This is a genomic window from Streptomyces davaonensis JCM 4913 (assembly GCF_000349325.1).
Classification (GTDB): Bacteria; Actinomycetota; Actinomycetes; order Streptomycetales; family Streptomycetaceae; genus Streptomyces; species Streptomyces davaonensis.
On record NC_020504.1, the window covers coordinates 6,262,157 to 6,278,505 of the forward strand.

General features: G+C 71.9%; 16 protein-coding genes. 5 read left to right on the plus strand and 11 right to left on the minus strand.

What is annotated here, in order from left to right; genetic code table 11:
- Nucleotides 1-7: 7 nt before the first annotated feature.
- The 5 genes from BN159_RS27795 to BN159_RS27815 all read right to left on the minus strand — a co-directional run bounded on the left by BN159_RS27795 (nucleotide 8) and on the right by BN159_RS27815 (nucleotide 5,756).
- Complete coding sequence (locus tag BN159_RS27795) at nucleotides 8-898, minus strand: carbohydrate ABC transporter permease (protein ID WP_015660336.1); 891 nt, start codon at nucleotides 896-898, stop codon at nucleotides 8-10.
- The gene (locus tag BN159_RS27800; RefSeq protein WP_015660337.1) at nucleotides 898-1,833 is read right to left on the minus strand and encodes a carbohydrate ABC transporter permease; all 936 of its coding nucleotides are present in this window, start codon (nucleotides 1,831-1,833) and stop codon (nucleotides 898-900) included. Before BN159_RS27800 ends, BN159_RS27795 begins: the two co-directional genes overlap by 1 nt.
- A 6-nt stretch (nucleotides 1,834-1,839) precedes the next feature.
- Nucleotides 1,840-3,171 (minus strand): ABC transporter substrate-binding protein, encoded by a 1,332-nt coding sequence (locus tag BN159_RS27805; protein ID WP_015660338.1) that lies wholly within the window; start codon nucleotides 3,169-3,171, stop codon nucleotides 1,840-1,842.
- 52 nt (nucleotides 3,172-3,223) lie between these two features.
- A complete protein-coding gene (locus tag BN159_RS27810; RefSeq protein ID WP_015660339.1) occupies nucleotides 3,224-4,435 on the minus strand; it encodes an ROK family transcriptional regulator in 1,212 nt (403 codons plus the stop codon).
- 229 nt (nucleotides 4,436-4,664) lie between these two features.
- Nucleotides 4,665-5,756 carry a mechanosensitive ion channel family protein gene (locus tag BN159_RS27815; RefSeq protein WP_015660340.1) on the minus strand — a complete coding sequence of 364 codons (1,092 nt, stop codon included), beginning with the start codon at nucleotides 5,754-5,756 and terminating at the stop codon, nucleotides 4,665-4,667.
- A gap of 301 nt (nucleotides 5,757-6,057) precedes the next feature.
- Between BN159_RS27815 and BN159_RS27820 the strand changes: the two genes are divergently transcribed.
- Nucleotides 6,058-6,594: an HNH endonuclease gene (locus tag BN159_RS27820; RefSeq protein WP_015660341.1), complete on the plus strand. Its 537-nt coding sequence runs from the start codon at nucleotides 6,058-6,060 to the stop codon at nucleotides 6,592-6,594.
- Between the two features lie 69 nt (nucleotides 6,595-6,663).
- Here the strand turns inward: BN159_RS27820 and BN159_RS27825 are convergent, their stop codons facing one another.
- The 5 genes from BN159_RS27825 to BN159_RS27845 are packed head-to-tail and all read right to left on the minus strand — an operon-like array spanning nucleotide 6,664 to nucleotide 10,841.
- Nucleotides 6,664-7,206 (minus strand): hypothetical protein, encoded by a 543-nt coding sequence (locus BN159_RS27825; protein WP_015660342.1) that lies wholly within the window; start codon nucleotides 7,204-7,206, stop codon nucleotides 6,664-6,666.
- Nucleotides 7,203-8,546, minus strand: coding sequence for a hypothetical protein (locus tag BN159_RS27830; protein ID WP_015660343.1), 1,344 nt, complete (start codon nucleotides 8,544-8,546; stop codon nucleotides 7,203-7,205). Before BN159_RS27830 ends, BN159_RS27825 begins: the two co-directional genes overlap by 4 nt.
- On the minus strand, nucleotides 8,543-9,319 hold the full coding sequence (locus BN159_RS27835; protein ID WP_015660344.1) for an ABC transporter ATP-binding protein: 777 nt from the start codon (nucleotides 9,317-9,319) through the stop codon (nucleotides 8,543-8,545). Before BN159_RS27835 ends, BN159_RS27830 begins: the two co-directional genes overlap by 4 nt.
- Before the next feature lie 53 nt (nucleotides 9,320-9,372).
- A complete protein-coding gene (locus BN159_RS27840; RefSeq protein ID WP_015660345.1) occupies nucleotides 9,373-10,227 on the minus strand; it encodes a zf-HC2 domain-containing protein in 855 nt (284 codons plus the stop codon).
- The gene (locus tag BN159_RS27845; protein WP_015660346.1) at nucleotides 10,224-10,841 is read right to left on the minus strand and encodes an RNA polymerase sigma factor; all 618 of its coding nucleotides are present in this window, start codon (nucleotides 10,839-10,841) and stop codon (nucleotides 10,224-10,226) included. Before BN159_RS27845 ends, BN159_RS27840 begins: the two co-directional genes overlap by 4 nt.
- Nucleotides 10,842-11,128: 287 nt before the next feature.
- Here BN159_RS27845 and BN159_RS27850 point away from each other — a divergent pair, with 287 nt between their 5' ends.
- From BN159_RS27850 to BN159_RS27860, 3 genes are all read left to right on the plus strand, one after another.
- On the plus strand, nucleotides 11,129-11,413 hold the full coding sequence (locus BN159_RS27850; RefSeq protein ID WP_015660347.1) for a hypothetical protein: 285 nt from the start codon (nucleotides 11,129-11,131) through the stop codon (nucleotides 11,411-11,413).
- Nucleotides 11,414-13,543 carry a 4-alpha-glucanotransferase gene (gene malQ, locus BN159_RS27855; protein WP_015660348.1) on the plus strand — a complete coding sequence of 710 codons (2,130 nt, stop codon included), beginning with the start codon at nucleotides 11,414-11,416 and terminating at the stop codon, nucleotides 13,541-13,543.
- A gap of 103 nt (nucleotides 13,544-13,646) precedes the next feature.
- Nucleotides 13,647-13,919 carry a hypothetical protein gene (locus BN159_RS27860; RefSeq protein ID WP_015660349.1) on the plus strand — a complete coding sequence of 91 codons (273 nt, stop codon included), beginning with the start codon at nucleotides 13,647-13,649 and terminating at the stop codon, nucleotides 13,917-13,919.
- A gap of 138 nt (nucleotides 13,920-14,057) precedes the next feature.
- On the opposite strand, the gene BN159_RS27865 is transcribed toward BN159_RS27860, so the two are convergent.
- The gene (locus BN159_RS27865) at nucleotides 14,058-14,657 is read right to left on the minus strand and encodes a TetR/AcrR family transcriptional regulator (RefSeq protein ID WP_041821960.1); all 600 of its coding nucleotides are present in this window, start codon (nucleotides 14,655-14,657) and stop codon (nucleotides 14,058-14,060) included.
- A gap of 145 nt (nucleotides 14,658-14,802) precedes the next feature.
- Here BN159_RS27865 and BN159_RS27870 point away from each other — a divergent pair, with 145 nt between their 5' ends.
- A complete protein-coding gene (locus BN159_RS27870; RefSeq protein ID WP_015660351.1) occupies nucleotides 14,803-16,329 on the plus strand; it encodes an FAD-dependent monooxygenase in 1,527 nt (508 codons plus the stop codon).
- Nucleotides 16,330-16,349: the final 20 nt, after the last annotated feature.

Below are 16,349 nucleotides of genomic sequence, written 5' to 3' on the forward strand. Positions count from 1 at the left end.
GCGCGGCTCAACCCTTCACTCCGGTCAGTGTGACGCCCTCGACGAACGCCTTCTGCGCGAAGAAGAACACGACGATCACGGGGGCCATGACCAGCACGGTCGCGGCCATGGTCAGATTCCAGTCGGTGTGGTGCGCCCCCTTGAAGGACTCCAGGCCGTAACTGAGCGTCCAGGCACCGGCGTTCTCGGAGGCGTAGATCTGCGGGCCGAAGTAGTCGTTCCAGGCGTAGAAGAACTGGAACAGCGCCACTGCGGCGATGCCGGGCTTGGCCATCGGGATGACGACCCGCATCAGCGTCCTGAACTCGCCGCAGCCGTCCACGCGGGCCGCGTCCAGGTACTCGTTCGGGATGGTCAGCAGGAACTGGCGGAGCAGGAAGATGGAGAACGCGTCCCCGAACGCCATCGGGATGATCAGCGGCCACAGGGTGCCCGACAGATCCAGCTGCTTCGCCCAGAAGAGGTACATCGGGATGATCACTACCTGCGGCGGCAGCATCATCATCGCGATGACCAGCATCAGGGACAGGTTCCGGCCCCGGAAGCGGAACTTGGCCAGCGCGTACGCGACCGGGAGCGACGACACGACCGTGAGGACGGTGCCCAGACCGGCGTACAGCAGGGTGTTGCGCCACCAGGTGAGGAAGCCGGGGGTGTCGAAGACCCGGCGGTAGTTGTCCCACTGCCAGGTGTCGGGGACGAGGTCGCGGGTGAGGGCCTGTTGGTCGCTCATCAGGGAGGTGAGGACCACGAAGACGAAGGGGAGGGTGAAGAAGAGGGCCGTGGCGACGCCCAGGGCGTGTACGGCGATCCACTCCAGCAGGGCTCTGCGACGGGCGGTGCGTACCGCCTCGCCCACGGGGCCCAACTGCACTGGTTTTTCGAGTACTTGAGTCATCAGTCACCTGCCCCGAGCAGCCCGCCCCGGCGGCGCATCAGCAGCGCCGTGAAGGCCATGGCGAGGGCGAAGAGAACCAGTGCGACCACACAGGCTGCGCCGTAGTCGAAGCGCTGGAAGCCGAGGTTGTAGACGAGTTGGGGGAGTGTGAGGGTCGACTTGTCGGGGTAGCCCGGCTCGAAGGACTGCCCGGAGCCGCCGATGATCCCGGACGCGACCTTCCCGGCCACCAGCGGCTGGGTGTAGTACTGCATCGTCTGGATCACTCCGGTGACCACCGCGAACAGCACGATCGGCGAGATGTTCGGCAGCGTCACGTACCGGAACCGCTGCCAGGCCGAGGTGCCGTCCAGCTCGGCGGCCTCGTACTGCTCCTTCGGTACGTCGAGCAGCGCGGCCATGAAGATGACCATCAGGTCGCCCACGCCCCACAGGGCGAGTGCGGTGAGCGCGGGTTTGGACCATGAGGCGTCCGTGAACCAGCCCGGGGTGGGCAGCCCCACATCGTCCAGGATCGAATTCACCGGTCCCGTACCCGGGTTGAGGAGGAAGACGAAAGCCAGGGTGGCCGCTACGGGCGGGGCCAGGTACGGCAGGTAGAAGAGGGTGCGGAAGACTCCCGTGCCCGTCTTGATCTTTGTGATCAGCAGGCCCACCCCGAGCCCGAACACCACCCGGCAGGTCACCATCACCAGCACCAGCCACAGGGTGTTGCGCAGCGCGGGCCAGAACATGGGGTAGTCGGAGAAGACGTAGGTCCAGTTGTCCAGGCCGCGGAACTCCGGGGTGTTGAAGCCGTCGTACTTCATCAGGGAGAAGTACACGGTGGAGATCAGCGGGTAGGCGAAGAAGACGGTGAAGCCGATCAGCCAGGGGGAGAGGAAGGCCAGCGTCCGCAGGGCGGACCTGCGGCGCCGTACGGCGAGCGTGGACATGGCCGGCTACTTCGCCTGCTCGATGTCGCGGTCGATCTGCTCGGCGGTCTTCTCCAGGCCCGCCTTGAGGTCCTTCGCCTTGCCGGACTCGTACTGGTAGCCGAAGTCCTGGAGCGTCAGCTCGTAGGTGGCGCCGTTGACCGAGTTGGGGGCGGTGTTCGACTCCGGGTGCTGGGCGATGTCCAGGAAGGTCTTGAACGCCGGGTCCGTCTTGAGGTCGGGCGACTTCAGGGCCTCGAAGGTGGACGGCACGTTGTGGATGGCGTTGGAGAAGGCGACGACGGCCTCGGTGTCGGTCGTCATGTACTTCACCAGTTCCCAGGCGGCGTTCTGCTTCTCGCTCTGGGGCGCGATGCCGATGATCGTGCCGGAGAGGAAGCCCTTGCCGTACTCGTCGGCCTCGTCGTCGGCGACCGGAAGCGGCGCGGTGCCTATCTCGAAGTCGAGCCCCGCGTCCTTGGCCATGCCGAGCCGCCACTCACCGTCGAGCTGCATCGCCACCTGGCCGGTGTGGAAGGGGTGTTCGGCCCCCCACTCGTCGCCGAAGGTGTTGCGGTACTTCTCCAGCTTCGCGAACCCGCCGAGGTCGTCGACGAGCTTCTTCTGGTACGTGAACATCTCCGCGAAGGCCGGGTCCTCGGCGATGTTCGACTTGCCGTCGGCGTCGAAGTAGGCGTGGTCCCACTGGGACATGTAGTGCGCGACGACCGACTCGTAGCCGTGGTACGTCGGCATGAACCCGAGCCGCTCGTAGGAGCCGCCCTTGGTCTTCGTGAGCTTCTTCGCCGTCTCCGCGAACTCCGACCAGGTCTTCGGCGGGGCCTTGATGCCGGCTGCCTCGAAGGCGTCCTTGTTGTAGTACAGGCCGTAGGCGTCGCCGAGCAGCGGCAGGGCGCAGCGGGTGCCCTCGAACTGGGTGTAGTCGAGCATCGGCTTCGGGAACGTCGCGTCCAGGTCGAGCTTCGCCTTCTCGATGAACGGCTTCAGGTCGAGGAAGGCGCCCGAGGAGCAGAACTTGCCGACGTTGGAAGTGGTGAACGACGACACCACGTCGGGTCCGTTCGAACCGCCCGCGCGCAGCGCCTGGTTGAGCTTGTCGTCGTTGATGTTGCCGACGACCTTGACCTTGATGTTGGGGTGCGCCTTCTCGAACCGGTCGACGTTCTCCTGGACGGCCTTCACCTCGGCGGGCGCGCTCCAGCCGTGCCAGAAGGTGAGGGTGGTCTCGGCGTTGGGGTCGTCGTTCGCGCCGGAGTCGGAGGATCCGGTGCAGGCGGTGGCGAGGAGGGCGAGGGATGCGGTGAGGACGTAGGCGGCATTTCGGGTGAGTCTGGGCATGGCGAAGTCTCCCTGAAAGGGCGATCGGGGGATTCGGGGCTGTTGCTGTTGCTCAGCGCGAGGTGTTGAAGACCTCGTCGCGCGTTGTCGCCAGCGCGCTCTCCAACGCGCCGCGCAGCACGGGGTGTTCGGTGACGTCGCCCATCACCAGCCGGGGCCGGGACGCGGCCAGTTCCGCCAGTTCGGCCTGGACGAGGGCCAGCAGGCGTTCGCCGCCCGAGGTGAGGGCGGAGCCGCTGAGGACGACGAGTTCGGGGTCGAGCACGGAGACGAGCGAGGCGAGACCGGTGGCAAGACCGGTCGCGTACGTGGCGAGGAGCTGCCGCTCCGGTCCGGCGCCGCTGTCCGCGGCCCGCGCCAGCAGGGCGGCGGCGACCTCGGTGTACGGCCCCTCGGGGAGGTCGCCGATCCCCAGCTCCCGGGCGAGCCGCGGGATCGCCTGGGCACCGGCCAGTTCCTGGTAGCCGCCGCTGTTGGTGCGGGCGACCTGGCGGACCAGGGGCGCGCCCGGCACCGGCAGGAAGCCGACCTCGCCGGCGCCGCCGGTGAAGCCGCGGTGCAGCCGGCCGCCGAGGACCAGGGCGGCGCCGAGCCCGCCCTCGTTCCACAGCAGCACGAAGTCCGCGTGGCCGCGGGCCGCGCCGAGCCGCTGTTCGGCCACGGCGACGAGATTGACGTCGTTCTCGTACTCCACCGGCATCGGCAGTGCGGCGGCGAGGTCGTCGAGGAGGCTCGGGGAGTGCCAGCCGGGCAGGTGGGCGGCGTAGCGCAGCCGGCCGGTGCTCGGGTCGAAGGCGCCGGGGGTGCCGATGACCAGGCGGCGGATGTCGTCGCGGGTGAGCCCCGCCGCCTTCACGGCGCCGTCGAGGGCCTGGGTGACCTGCTGGACGACGGGCCGGGCGGGCCGCCGCCCCGGGGTGGGGAGTTCGTACTGCCCGATGGTGCGGCCGGTGATGTCGGCGACCGCGGCGAGGACGCGCTCGGGGGTGACGTCGAGTCCCGCGGCGTGTCCGGCGGCCGGGTTGACCGCGTAGAGCTGGGCGTTCGGGCCAGGTCGGCCCTCGGTGGTCCCGGTGACCAGGACCAGTCCCGCGGCCTCCAGGCGGGCCAGCAGCTGGGAGGCGGTGGGCTTGGACAGGCCGGTGAGGTTGCCGATCCTGGTGCGGGACAGGGGTCCGTGCTCCAGCAGCAGATCCAGGGCGGCGCGGTCGTTCATGGCGCGCAGGACGCGCGGGGTACCCGGCGTACCGGCGGTTCCTGCCATGGGATCTGCACCTGCCTTTCGGGGTGAAGCTTCTCACGCCGCCCTGGGCGCCGGGAGGCGCCGTCGGCAACGCGAGGTGGCACTGTTAGGAAACTTTCCTATCGGTTGACGAGGAAGGTAGGCCCACGAGCGGAGGGCGTCAAGACCCTCGGCAATTCCATGGGGTACGGCAAAGCCCCGCCGGTGTGGTCCGGCGGGGCTTCGGCCTTCTGTTCCAGGCGCCTCGGGGCTACTTCGTCACGCTCGGCGGCGTGAGCGGCGTCGCCGCCTGTGCCTGCGGCGAGGAGGTGTTGGCGTAGGCCGACGGGGCCGCCATGCCCGCGGTCGGGTCGGCCGGGGCCGCCTCCTCCACGGCGAGCGGCAGGCCGCCGACGATCTGGATGCCGGCCGCGTCGAAGGCCTGCTTGATCCGCAGGCGCAGCTCGCGCTCCACGGGCAGCGCCTTGCCCGGCATGGTCTTCGCCGCGACCCGGAACACCATGGAGTCCAGCAGAACGCTGCTCAGGCCGAGGGTCTCGATCGGGCCCCACAGGCGCTCGTTCCAGGGCTCTTCCTTGCTCATCACGTCGGCGACCTCGGCGATGACGCTCTTCACCCGGTCCACGTCCTCGCTCGGGCGGACCGTCACATCGACCCCGGCCGTCGACCAGCCCTGGGAGAGGTTGCCGATCCGCTTGACCTCGCCGTTGCGGACGTACCAGATCTCGCCGTTGTCGCCGCGCAGCTTGGTCACCCGCAGGCCGACCTCGATGACCTCGCCGGAGGCGACGCCCGCGTCGATCGAGTCGCCGACGCCGTACTGGTCCTCCAGGATCATGAAGACGCCGGAGAGGAAGTCCGTGACGAGGTTGCGGGCGCCGAAGCCGATCGCCACACCCGCGACACCGGCCGAGGCCAGCAGCGGGGCGAGGTTGATGTCGAAGGTGCCGAGGATCATCAGGGCCGCGGTGCCCATGATGATGAAGCTGGCCACCGAGCGCAGCACCGAGCCGATCGCCTGCGAGCGCTGGCGCCGCCGCTCCACATTGACCAGCAGACCGCCGATCGCCGTGCCGTCCACCGCCGAGGCCGTGCGGTTCATCCGGTCTATGAGCTTGGTGATCGCCCGCCGCACCACCACCCTCAGCACCGCCGCGATCACCAGGATCAGCAGGACCCGAAGGCCGATGGCGAGCCAGGTCGACCAGTTCTCCTCGACCCAGCCCGCGGCGTGGGTCGCGCTCTCCTGGGCTTCCTTGAGCGACGGGACCGCCGGTGTCGTCTGCGAAGGGGACGGGGACGGCGTGGGACCGGCGGCCAGCAGGGCGGCGGACAAGGACACGGCGGGTACCTCCAGGTGCGGGCTCTGCCTCCCGGTACGGCGGTCAAAGGGCGTCAAGGTCATCAAGGTCACGGAAAGGTCACCGAGGGGGCAGACCCACCACACTAACGGTGCATCGTGTGTGGATCGTTGCAATGTTCGAGGGAGAGACCACGCTCACCTGGGGATGAAGAAAGGTGTGGTCGAAAACACTCTCAGCCCGTTACCTGGACATGGTGGCGCTTTCGCCAGGCCTGAGGGGAGACTGACTACAGATCGTCCCGGCGCGAGCCACGCGCCGCCGACGCCCAAGGAGGCATCCGTGCCGCATGTCCTGGTCCTCAACGCGTCGTACGAGCCACTCGGCGTCGTACCGCTCCGCCGCGCGCTCGTCCTCGTCCTCGAAAACAAGGCCGTATGCCTTGAGGAGTCCGGCGCCTTCATGCACAGCGCAACCGTCACAGTCCCCGCACCAAGCGTGGTCCGGCTCAAGCGATTCGTCCGGGTTCCCTATCGGGGGCCCGTTCCTCTTACCCGTCGTGCGCTGTTCGCGCGGGACGGGGGCCGGTGCATGTACTGCGGTGGCGTCGCAACCAGCGTCGACCACGTCATCCCGCGCAGCCGCGGGGGCAAGCACGTCTGGGACAACGTGGTGGCGTCCTGCCGCCGCTGCAACCACGTGAAGGCCGACCGTCATCTGTTCGAGATCGGCTGGCGGCTGCGGCACAAACCGGCTCCGCCGTCCGGTCTTGCCTGGCGCATCATCGGGACGGGGCATAGGGATCCGCGCTGGTTGCCTTATCTGCAACCGTATGGCGCGGATGATGCCTTGGCCCGGATCGATGGCATTTCTGCCTAGCGATCCGGGTCTTTGTGTTGTTCGGCGGCTGCGGGTGCGTGGGGGCTGGTCGCGCGGTTCCCCGCGCCCCTAAGCCGGAGATTTGCGGGGCCCCCTTATTACGTACGCCGTGACTCCGGCCACGAACAACGCTCCTGCCGTTGCCCATGTGCCCGCGCCGTTTCTCGGCTCCAGTACGTACATCACGCTCGCGTAGCCGAAGAGTGGGAGCCAGCTCAAGCCCGCGCCCAGGATCACCGCCGCGCCCGCCGTCAGGCCTGTGCAGGCCAGGGTGGTGTGGATCATGGCGGGTGGGCCGAAGGTCTCGGGGCCGGTGAGTACGGCCAGGGGGAGCAGGGCCGTCGCCAGGGTGGTGAGGGTCAGGAGGTGGAGCAGGCGGGGGTGCCACCAGGGGCGGGCCGCTGTGCGGTCCAGTTCGTCGGAGGGGGTGTGGAGGCTGGTGCCGATTGCCGCTGCGGCGAGCAGCGGGGTCAGGGCGGCCAGCGGGAACCGACGGTCCGGGTCCAGGGCGTGGGCGGACCACAGGGCCAGGGCCGTGGTGGCGGCCAGGGCGGCCACCGTGGCCGGGAGGGCGCGCGAGCGGGCGTAGAGGGTGAGGCCGGCGGTCGTCACAGGGTCGGCACTCCCTTCGGGTCGCAGCGGTCGGTCGTCGCGAAGTACTCCGACAGCCAGGTGCGGCGTTCCTCGTCGTCCATCGCCAGCAGCTTGGCGCGGGCCTGCTGCCTGGCCTTCAGCTCGGCGCGGTCGGCGGCGCTGCCCTCGGCGTTCAGTTCGTCGAAGTACTCCTCGGCCGGGCTGGGCGCCAGGTAGTGCTCCACGGCCTGGTCCGTGCGGTCGACGACGGGATCCGTGCGGTCGCACCAGGAACGGCCGATCAGCATCATCCCGGCCTCCCAGGCGTACTGCTCGGGGTCGGTGAGCTCGCCGCGCACGACGGACGAGCCGAACGGTGTGAGCATCGGCAACTGGACCTCGTCCGGGCGCGACCGGCCGGGCCGGTCCTCGAACCGCACGGGCAGGTTCTGTACGCCCTCCAGGCGTCCCGTCAGTCCCGACAGGGCCTGGGTGAGCTGCGGCAGCAGGTTCTTGTGGCGGGCGTTGACGCAGATCTGCGGGGCGGTGGAGGTGTCGCAGACCTGGCGCCGGGCGTCCGGGTCGGCGTGGTGCAGGCCGTCGCCGGTCTGCACCATCAGCACACCGGCGGCGGTCGCGACGGCCAGCGGCAGCACGGCCGTCGCGCGGCGGCGGGCGGCCAGCGCGAGGACCGCGGCCGTGGCGAGGCCGACCGTCCAGCCGGCCGCCGCGAGGGGCTGCCACCACACCGGCTCGTCCCGGTGGGAGGTGTCGGCGATCGGGGAGAGGTGGCCGAGGGTGTCCGGGGCGCCGTAGGCCAGGAAGGCGAGGGCGATGTACGCGGCGGCCGCCAGCAGCGGCGCCGTCGGCCGCCAGGGCAGCACCCGGCCCACCACCTGCCCCGCGAGCGCCGCACCGCCCACGACGACCGTGTCCACGAGCGGCACGAGCAGGTACGGGCCGTCACCCGTGGCGCAGTACCAGGTCGCCACCAGCGAGGACGCGGCGGCGACGAGGTGTCCCACGGCCACCCAGACGGCGACCGGGAGGGCCGCGGCCAGGAAGCGGGCGAGCGATCCGCGTACGGCGGTCTCCAGCAGTTCGCCGGTACGACGCCGGCGTTCCCGTCCGCCCTGCCAGCAGCCCGCGGCCAGGGCGAGAGGGATGCCCAGCAGGATCGCCGCGGCGTGGGCCTGGTCCCGGGTCTCCGCCCAGCCGCCCTGCCAGCGCTCCGCCGGTTCGACGAGGGCGACGAGCAGGGTGAGCAGTACGGCGGCACCGGCGAGCGGGGCGAAGCCGCGCGCGAAGTCGGGGCGGAGGGGGTGCGTCGGCCGGTGGGGCTTGTCGGTCCGCTCCGGCCGTTGCGTCAAGAGGGTCATCGGGCCGTCACCTCCGCCATGGGGGACTCGCGGTGGGCGCGCAGGGCCGCGGTGTAGCCGCGCTCGATGGGACTGTCGCCGACGCCGTCAGCCTCTGCGCCGAGGGCGCTCAGGGAGTCGGGGGTGCCTCGGTAGGCGAGGCGGCCCTCGGCGAGGAGGGTGACCTCGGTACAGGCCGCGGTCACGTCCTCCACGAGGTGCGTGGAGACCAGGACCGTGGCCGAGGCGCCGAGTTCGCGCAGCAGCTCGCGGAACTCCACCCGCTGCTCCAGGTCCAGGCCCGCGGTCGGCTCGTCCAGCAGCAGCACGCTCGGGTCGTTGACGATGGCCTGGGCGATGCCGACGCGGCGGATCATGCCGCCCGACAGCGTCCTGATCTTCGTGTCGATCCGGTCGGCGAGCCCGACCCGGGCGACCGCGCGCTCGACGGCGGCCGGGGCGTCGGTGGCGGGCATCTCCTTCAGCCAGGCCAGGTAGGCGACGAACTCGCGCACGGTGAAGCCCGGGTAGTAGCCGAACTCCTGCGGCAGATAACCCAGTCGGCGGCGGACAGCGGCTCGTTTGCCGGGGTCGCCGATGTCCTCACCGAGCATCCGCACCCGGCCGCCGTTCGGGGCGGCGACCGTGGCGAGCACCCGGATCAGCGAGGTCTTGCCCGCCCCGTTCGGACCGAGCAGCCCGTGCACACCGGGCCCGAAGTCGAGGTCGAGCGAGTCGAGGGCAACGGTTCTACGGTGCCGGACATGCAGACCGGCCACCTGGATCGTGGTCAAGAGGGCTCCTGGGAAAGGGAGGAGTTGCGTGTGTCAGCGCGGTACGCGGTACGTCAGCGTCGGTCGAGGCGGTCGTACGCGGTGCGGCGGGCGGCCAGCAGGGCGGCGCACAGGGCTGCCGCCGCCGCCCAGCCGCTCTGGGTGGCGGTGCCGCCGACGTAGGCGGAGAGCTGGTCCGCCAGGTGGCGGGAGACGGCGCCGTCGGGGGCCGCCAGTGCCGGTGCGAGCACCGCGCACAGCCAGCCGCCGCCGGTCACGGCCGTCGCCGTGCGCAGCCCGAGCCAGCCGCCGAGGGCCAGCGCGGCCAGCGTCAGCGCCAGTCCGGGAAGCAGCCAGGCGGCGGCACCCGGGGAGCCGAAGGACGGCAGCAGCAGACCGGCGAGGGTCAGCAGCGGCAGGCTCACCGCCAGCACGACCGCCGAGCGCGTCAGCACCAGCCGCAGTCCGGCGGACGGTGTGGACGCGGCCAGTTCGTGCAGCGGGTCGGCGTGGCTGCCGTAGGACAGGGCGACCCCGGCGACCGGCACGACCGGTGCGACGGCCAGCAGCAGGGGCCGGGCGCCCGCGAAGTCGGCACCGTAGGCCAGCGCCAGCGCGCCGAGCGCCACGAGCAGCACGGCAGGCAGCCAGGCACCGCGCACGGCGGGGGCGGCGGCCCAGAGGAGGCGGGGGGTGCGGACGCGGACGCCGAGAGCCTTCGGCGCTGTCACCGGTGCCGCCTCCAGCACCGCCCCCCTCACCTCCGCCAGCACCGGGCCCGCCGTCGTAGCGCGGACCGCCCGGGACACGCGGACCGCGCATGCCGTGCAGGACTCCAGGTGCTTCTCCAGGGAGCAGGCGTCGGAGTCCGGGAGCGTGCCGTCCGTGTAGTGGGTGATCAGGGTGTCGGGCGCGTGCCAGTCGGTCATGCCGGGCCTCCCATCGGGGACGGGGTCAACTGGGCCAGTGCCGCCCGGAGTTCGGCGCGGGCGCGCATCGCCCGGGACTTGACGGTGCCCTCGGGGATGCCCAGCAGCCGGGCGGTCTCACGGGTCGTCAGTCCGTCCACCACCGTGGCGCGCAGCACCTCCCGCAGCTCCGGTGAGATCCGGTCCAGAGCGGTGCCGACATCGCCGTACTCGAGACCCGCCAGCACCCTCTCCTCCGCGGAGGGCGCGGACGCGGCCGGTGCGTACCCGGCACGTGTCTCGTCGATCGGCGCGGTCGGCAGCCGCTCTGCCCGTTCCTGTGCCCGCCGCGCGTCGACGAGCCGACGGGCCGCGATCGTCCACAGCCAGCCGCCCGCCTCCTCACCGCGGTGCGCCCGGGCCGACCGCCACACGGTGACGAAGGTGTCCTGGAGCACCTCGCGCACCACCTCGGGGTCCGCGCAGCGCCGGGTCAGCCGGGCGTGCAGCCAGCCCGCGTGCCGGTCGTACAGCGCGGCCATCGCCGCCTGGTCCCCGGCCGCGACGGCACCCAGGAGAGCGGCGTCTCCCTCGTCCTTCTCCCGATGGCCCCCCACGGGGCGGAACAGTCTCACACCCCGTCTATCGACGACTCCGACGGCTCCGGTTCACGGCCGGTGCACCGGCGGTCGAGCCGCGCTCACGGCAGGCTGCGGCGGGCGTCGACGGGAGTGGCCGCAGCGGCGGGATTGCCCCAGTCTTGAGGTGTCACGGCGGAGCGGAATGTGACGACAGGCACCTTCTCCGCCCGGGCACGTCTGCCGTCGCGCCCGCTGGGTAGGGCTGCGGTATCCCGCAAGGGCCTGGCCGGCGCGATCCGCAGGACAGGCCGTAGGCCGCCGTACTCGACAAGGAGGCCCCCGTGGCCGCATCGGCACACCTTCTGCTCACCGCCCTGTCCAAACCCGAGGCGCTCACCGAGCCCGAACCGCACGTGTGCGTCTTCAGCGCGGAGAGCGCCTGCGCCGAGCCCCCACTGACCAGCGAGCCGCCGCTGCCCGCAGCCGAGCCGCTCACCAGCGAGCCGCCGCTGCACGAGGCGCTGCCGCTGACCAGCGAGCCGCCGCTGGAAGCCGCCCCGCCGCTGACCGGTGAGGCCTTCTCCTTCGGCCCGGACGGTTTCGGCCCGGACGGCGCGAGGCCGTAGATGGCGGCGCAGCGGTCGGCCGCATCCCCGTCCGAGGACGTTCCCTCCGCATCCTCGTCCGAAGACGTTCCCTCCGAGGATCTGTCGCGGCTCGCCGAACTGCACGGCGTCGCCACCTCCTACCGGCCCTCCCCGGACCGCACGGTCCGCGCCTCGGTCACCGCGCTCACCTCGGCGCTGGCCGCGCTCGACATCGACGTGACCACCCCCGAAGCCGTACGACGTGCCCTCGCCGCGCGCGAACGCGAGGTGCGGGAGCGGCTGCTGCCGCCGACGGTGGTGTGCTGGGAGGGGCCGGACTCGGGGCCGCCCGCCGCGCTCACCGCGCTTCCGCCCGGCACCCGGCTGCGGGTGGAGACCGAGCAGGGGGAGACCCGGGCCGCCGCCGACCGGCTGCCGCCCGGCGTCCACCGGCTGACCGCCACCGCGCCCGACGGCCGCAGCGCCACCGCCCACCTCGTCGTCGCCCCGGCCCGGCTGCCCGCCCCCGCCGGACGCTCCCACGGACTCCTCGTCCAGCTGTACTCCCTGCTCTCCCGCCGCTCCTGGGGCATGGGCGACCTCGGCGACCTCGCGGAGCTGGCCGGCTGGGCCGGACGGACCCTCGGCACCGGGTTCGTCCAGGTCAACCCGCTCCACGCGGCCGTACCCGGGGCGCCCACCGACCCTTCCCCCTACCGGCCCTCCTCGCGCCGCTTCCCCGACCCGGTGCATCTGCGGGTCGAGGACATCCCCGAGTACGGCCGGGTCGAGGACCGCGAGCGGGTGCGCGCGCTGCTGGAACGGGCCCGGCTGCTGCGGGAGTCGGTGCTGGAGAAGGGCGCGCTGATCGACCGGGATGGGGTGTGGGATCTGAAGCGGGAGGCGCTGGAGCTGGTGCGCGAGGTCCCGCTCGGGCCCGGGCGGCGGGCGGCCTACGCCGACTTCCTGGCCGCCGAGGGGCAGGCGCTGGAGGACCACGCCACCTGGTGCGCGCTGGCCGAGGTGCACGGCTCCGACTGGCGCCGCTGGCCGGAGCCGCTGCGTGATCCGCGGTCCGCGGAAACCGCCCGTGCGCGCGGCGAGTTGATGGACCGGGTCGACTTCCACTCGCTGCTCGCCTGGCTGACCGACGCCCAGCTCACCGCCGCACAGCGGGTCGCCCGGGAAGCGGGGATGGCCGTCGGGATCGTGCACGACCTCGCGGTCGGCGTGCATCCCGACGGGGCCGACGCCTGGGCGCAGCAGGAGTACTTCGCGGCCGGGATGTCGGTCGGCGCACCCCCGGACGCCTTCAACGCGCGCGGCCAGGACTGGGGCCTGCCGCCCTGGCGCCCGGACCGGCTCGCGGAGTCCGGCTACACCCCGTACCGGCGCCTGCTGAAGGCGCTGTTCCGGTATGCCGGGGCGCTGCGGATCGACCACGTGATGGGGCTGTTCCGGCTGTGGTGGGTGCCGCAGGGGCAGCCGCCGACGGACGGGACGTACGTCCGCTACGACGCCGAGGCGATGCTCGCCATCCTGGTGCTGGAGGCCTCCAGGGCCGGGGCGCTGGTGATCGGCGAGGACCTGGGGACGGTGGAGCCGGGCGTGCGCGAGGCGCTGCGGGCCCGGGGCGTGCTCGGCACCTCGGTGCTGTGGTTCGAGCGGGACTGGGAGGGCGACGGGCGTCCGCTGCCGCCGGAACAGTGGCGGTCGGACTGCCTGGCCACGGCCACCACCCACGACCTGCCCTCCACGGCGGCCCGGCTGACCGGCGAGCATGTCGAACTGCGGCACAGCCTGGGCCTGTTGACCCGCTCGCTGGCGGAGGAACGGGCGGAGGCCGCGGCCGACACGGGGGAGTGGCTGGCCGTGCTGTCCCGGCTGGGGCTGCTGCACGGCACCGGCGGGGGGCACGGCACCTCCCAGGAGGAGGCCGAGATCCAGGCCGTCCACCGCTTCCTGCTGCGCACCCCGGCCCGCATGGTCGGCGTCTGGCTCCCGGACACGGTCGGCGACCGCCGGCCGCAGAACCTGCCCGGCACCTGGGACCAGTTCCCGAACTGGCGGCTGCCCATCGCCGACGCGGAGGGCAAGCCGGTGACCCTGGAGGAACTGGCGGCCTCGCCCAGACTGCACGCGCTGCTGGAGCTGATGCGCCCGGCCTGAGACCGCTCCCGCCCGGCCCCCGGAATGCTCATGCACACCCTCGGAACGCTCATACGCACCCCCGGACGAGCGGGCTCAACCGGCGTTCGATACTTTTGGCACCGTGGACAAGAAGAACGCCCTGCGCGCCGGCGCCCTGGCTGCCGGTACGACGCTGATGATGCTGCTCATGTCGTCCCCCGCGGGCGCGCTGAACCGCGACGACGGTGACGACCCCGGCTCCGGCCTGAGCGTCATCGAGACGCTGGGTCTGTACGTCGTGGCCCCGCTCGCCCTGTTCGCGGTCATCACGGGCCTCGTCATGGTCCTGGACCGCTCGGCGGAGGCCCACCGCGTCAGGACCAAGCCGAAGGCGAAGGTCACGGCGAAGGCCTGACCTCTCCCGACCTCTTCGAGGGCGCCGTCCCCACGGCGCGTACGCGCACACCGCCGTACGCAGCCGGGGGCGGCGCCTTTTCCATGTCCGGCGCCTCTTCCCTCCCTGGCTCCTCGTCCGGGCCGGGGTCCGGCTCCGTCACGGGTTCGGGGCCGTCAGGTACCGCTGCACCGTCGGCGCCAGCCATGCCACCACCTCCTCGGCGGTGAGCGCCACCGCCGGCGGGAGCCGGAGGACGTAGCGGGTGAGGGCGAGGCCCAGCAGTTGCGTCGCGATCAGAGCGGCCCTGGCCGGGCTCTGCTCGGGGTCCGGGCACACCTCGCGGGCCAGGGGCAGCAGCTGCTCCCCGAAGATGCCCTGCATGCGCTCGGCCCCGGCCTGGTTGGTGACGCCGACCCGGAGCAGGGCGGTGAGGACCTCGTTCTCCTCCCACAGGTGCAGGAAGTGGAGCACCATCGCCTCGCCCATCTCCTGGCGCGGCAGCCGGTTCAGGTCCGGCAGTTTCAGGTCGACCGAGACGGCCGCCGCGAAGAGCCCCTCCTTGTTGCCGAAGTAGCGCATCACCATCGACGGATCGATGGCCGCGTCCTTGGCGATGGCCCTGATGGTGGCCCTTTCATAGCCGTCGGCGGCGAACCGTTCGCGCGCCGCGGCAAGGATCGCGGTGCGGGTGGCATCGGAGCGGCGACGTCCTGCGGACCTGGATTCGGTCCCGGCGCCGTGTTCATTTCCAGTCATGTCCACGAGCGTATGCCAACACCTGTGGGCCAACAAGTGTTGACCCTTAATGAGCAGGAGCGTATGGTCGTCAACAGGCGTTGGCCAACAAGTGTTGACCAGCAGTCGTTGGGTATGGCAGAGGCGTTGGCTCTAGGAGGCCACCATGAACGGCACCGGCATCGGTAACGGCACCGACCCGCACCCCGCCCCCCACCCGGGCGCCGCAGACCCGACCCGCTCAGTGATCGTCGTCGGCTCCGGCCCGACCGGACTGCTGCTGGCCGGTGACCTGGCCGCCGCCGGTGTCCCCGTCACCGTCGTCGAGAAGCGCCCGCACAAGATCAGCAACCTCTCCCGGGCGATCGTCATCCACGCCCGCACCCTGGAACTCCTCGACGCCCGCTCGCTCGCCGACGAGGTGGAGTCCCTCGGCCGGCGCCTGGACCGGATGAACCTCTTCACCCGGCTCACCGTCGAGTTCGACAGCCTTCCCTCCCGCTTCAAGCACCTGGTCATGCTTCCGCAGTACGAGACGGAGCGGATCCTGGAGCGCCGTGCGGTCGCGGCCGGGGTGCGGTTCCGCCACGAGACCGAGGTGACCGGGATCGACCAGGACGAGGAGGGCGTCACGGTGCGGCTGCGCGGCCCCGACGGGGCGTCGCAGGAGTTGCGGGCGGCGTACCTCGTCGGCGCCGACGGGATGCGCAGCACAGTGCGTCACGCGGTCGGTCTGCCCTTCCCCGGCCGCTCGGTGATCCGCTCCATCCTCCTCGCCGACGTCAGGCTCGCCGAGCCGCCCGAGGAGACGCTCTCCGTGCACGCCCGCGGCGACGCCTTCGCGTTCTTCGCCTCCTACGGGGACGGCTACTACCGCATCGTCGCCTGGCACCGGCACCGTGACATCCCCGAGAGCGAGCCGCTGCACCTGCCGGAGGTCCAGGAGGCCGTACGGCTCGCCGCCGGGCACGACTTCGGGATGCACGACGCCAAGTGGCTGTCCCGCTTCCACAGCGACGAACGCCAGGCGCCCGCCTACCGTGTGGGCCGGGTCTTCCTGGCCGGTGACGCCGCGCATGTGCACACCCCGGCCGGCGGCCAGGGCATGAACATCGGCCTCCAGGACGCGGCCAACCTCAGCTGGAAGCTCGCGGCCGTGCTCCAGGGCCGCGCGGCGGACTCGCTGCTCGACACCTACCAGGCCGAGCGGCACCCCGTGGGCACCGAGGCCATGCGCAGCAGCGGGGCCATCGTCCGCCTCGCCATGGCCAAGTACCCCTGGACGCTGGGCTTCCGGGCGGCCCTGACCGCCACCCTGAACGTCCTCACCCCGGTCCGCCGCAAGCTGGCCCTCCAGATCACCGGTCTCGGCGTCAAGTACCGCGCCGCCCAGGGCGCCCACGCCCTCACCGGTTCCCGGGTCGCCGACGTGGAGCTGGCGGGCGGCCGGCTCTACGAGGCCCTGCGCGGCGGCCGGTTCGTCCTGATCACCTCGCAGGACTGCGCGGACAAGACGGGCCTGGAGGACTGGCTGACGGTCGAGCGCCGCACGGGCCGCGGCAGCGGCAGCCGTACGACGGTCCTGGTGCGCCCCGACGGTTACGTGGCCTGGGCGGCGGACGACCCCGACCTGGCGGCCGTCGAGGCGGCGGTGGAGGCACACGTGGGGGAGCAGGTCAGCCTGGCCCGCTGAAGCCCCGGGCTCGGGTGTGA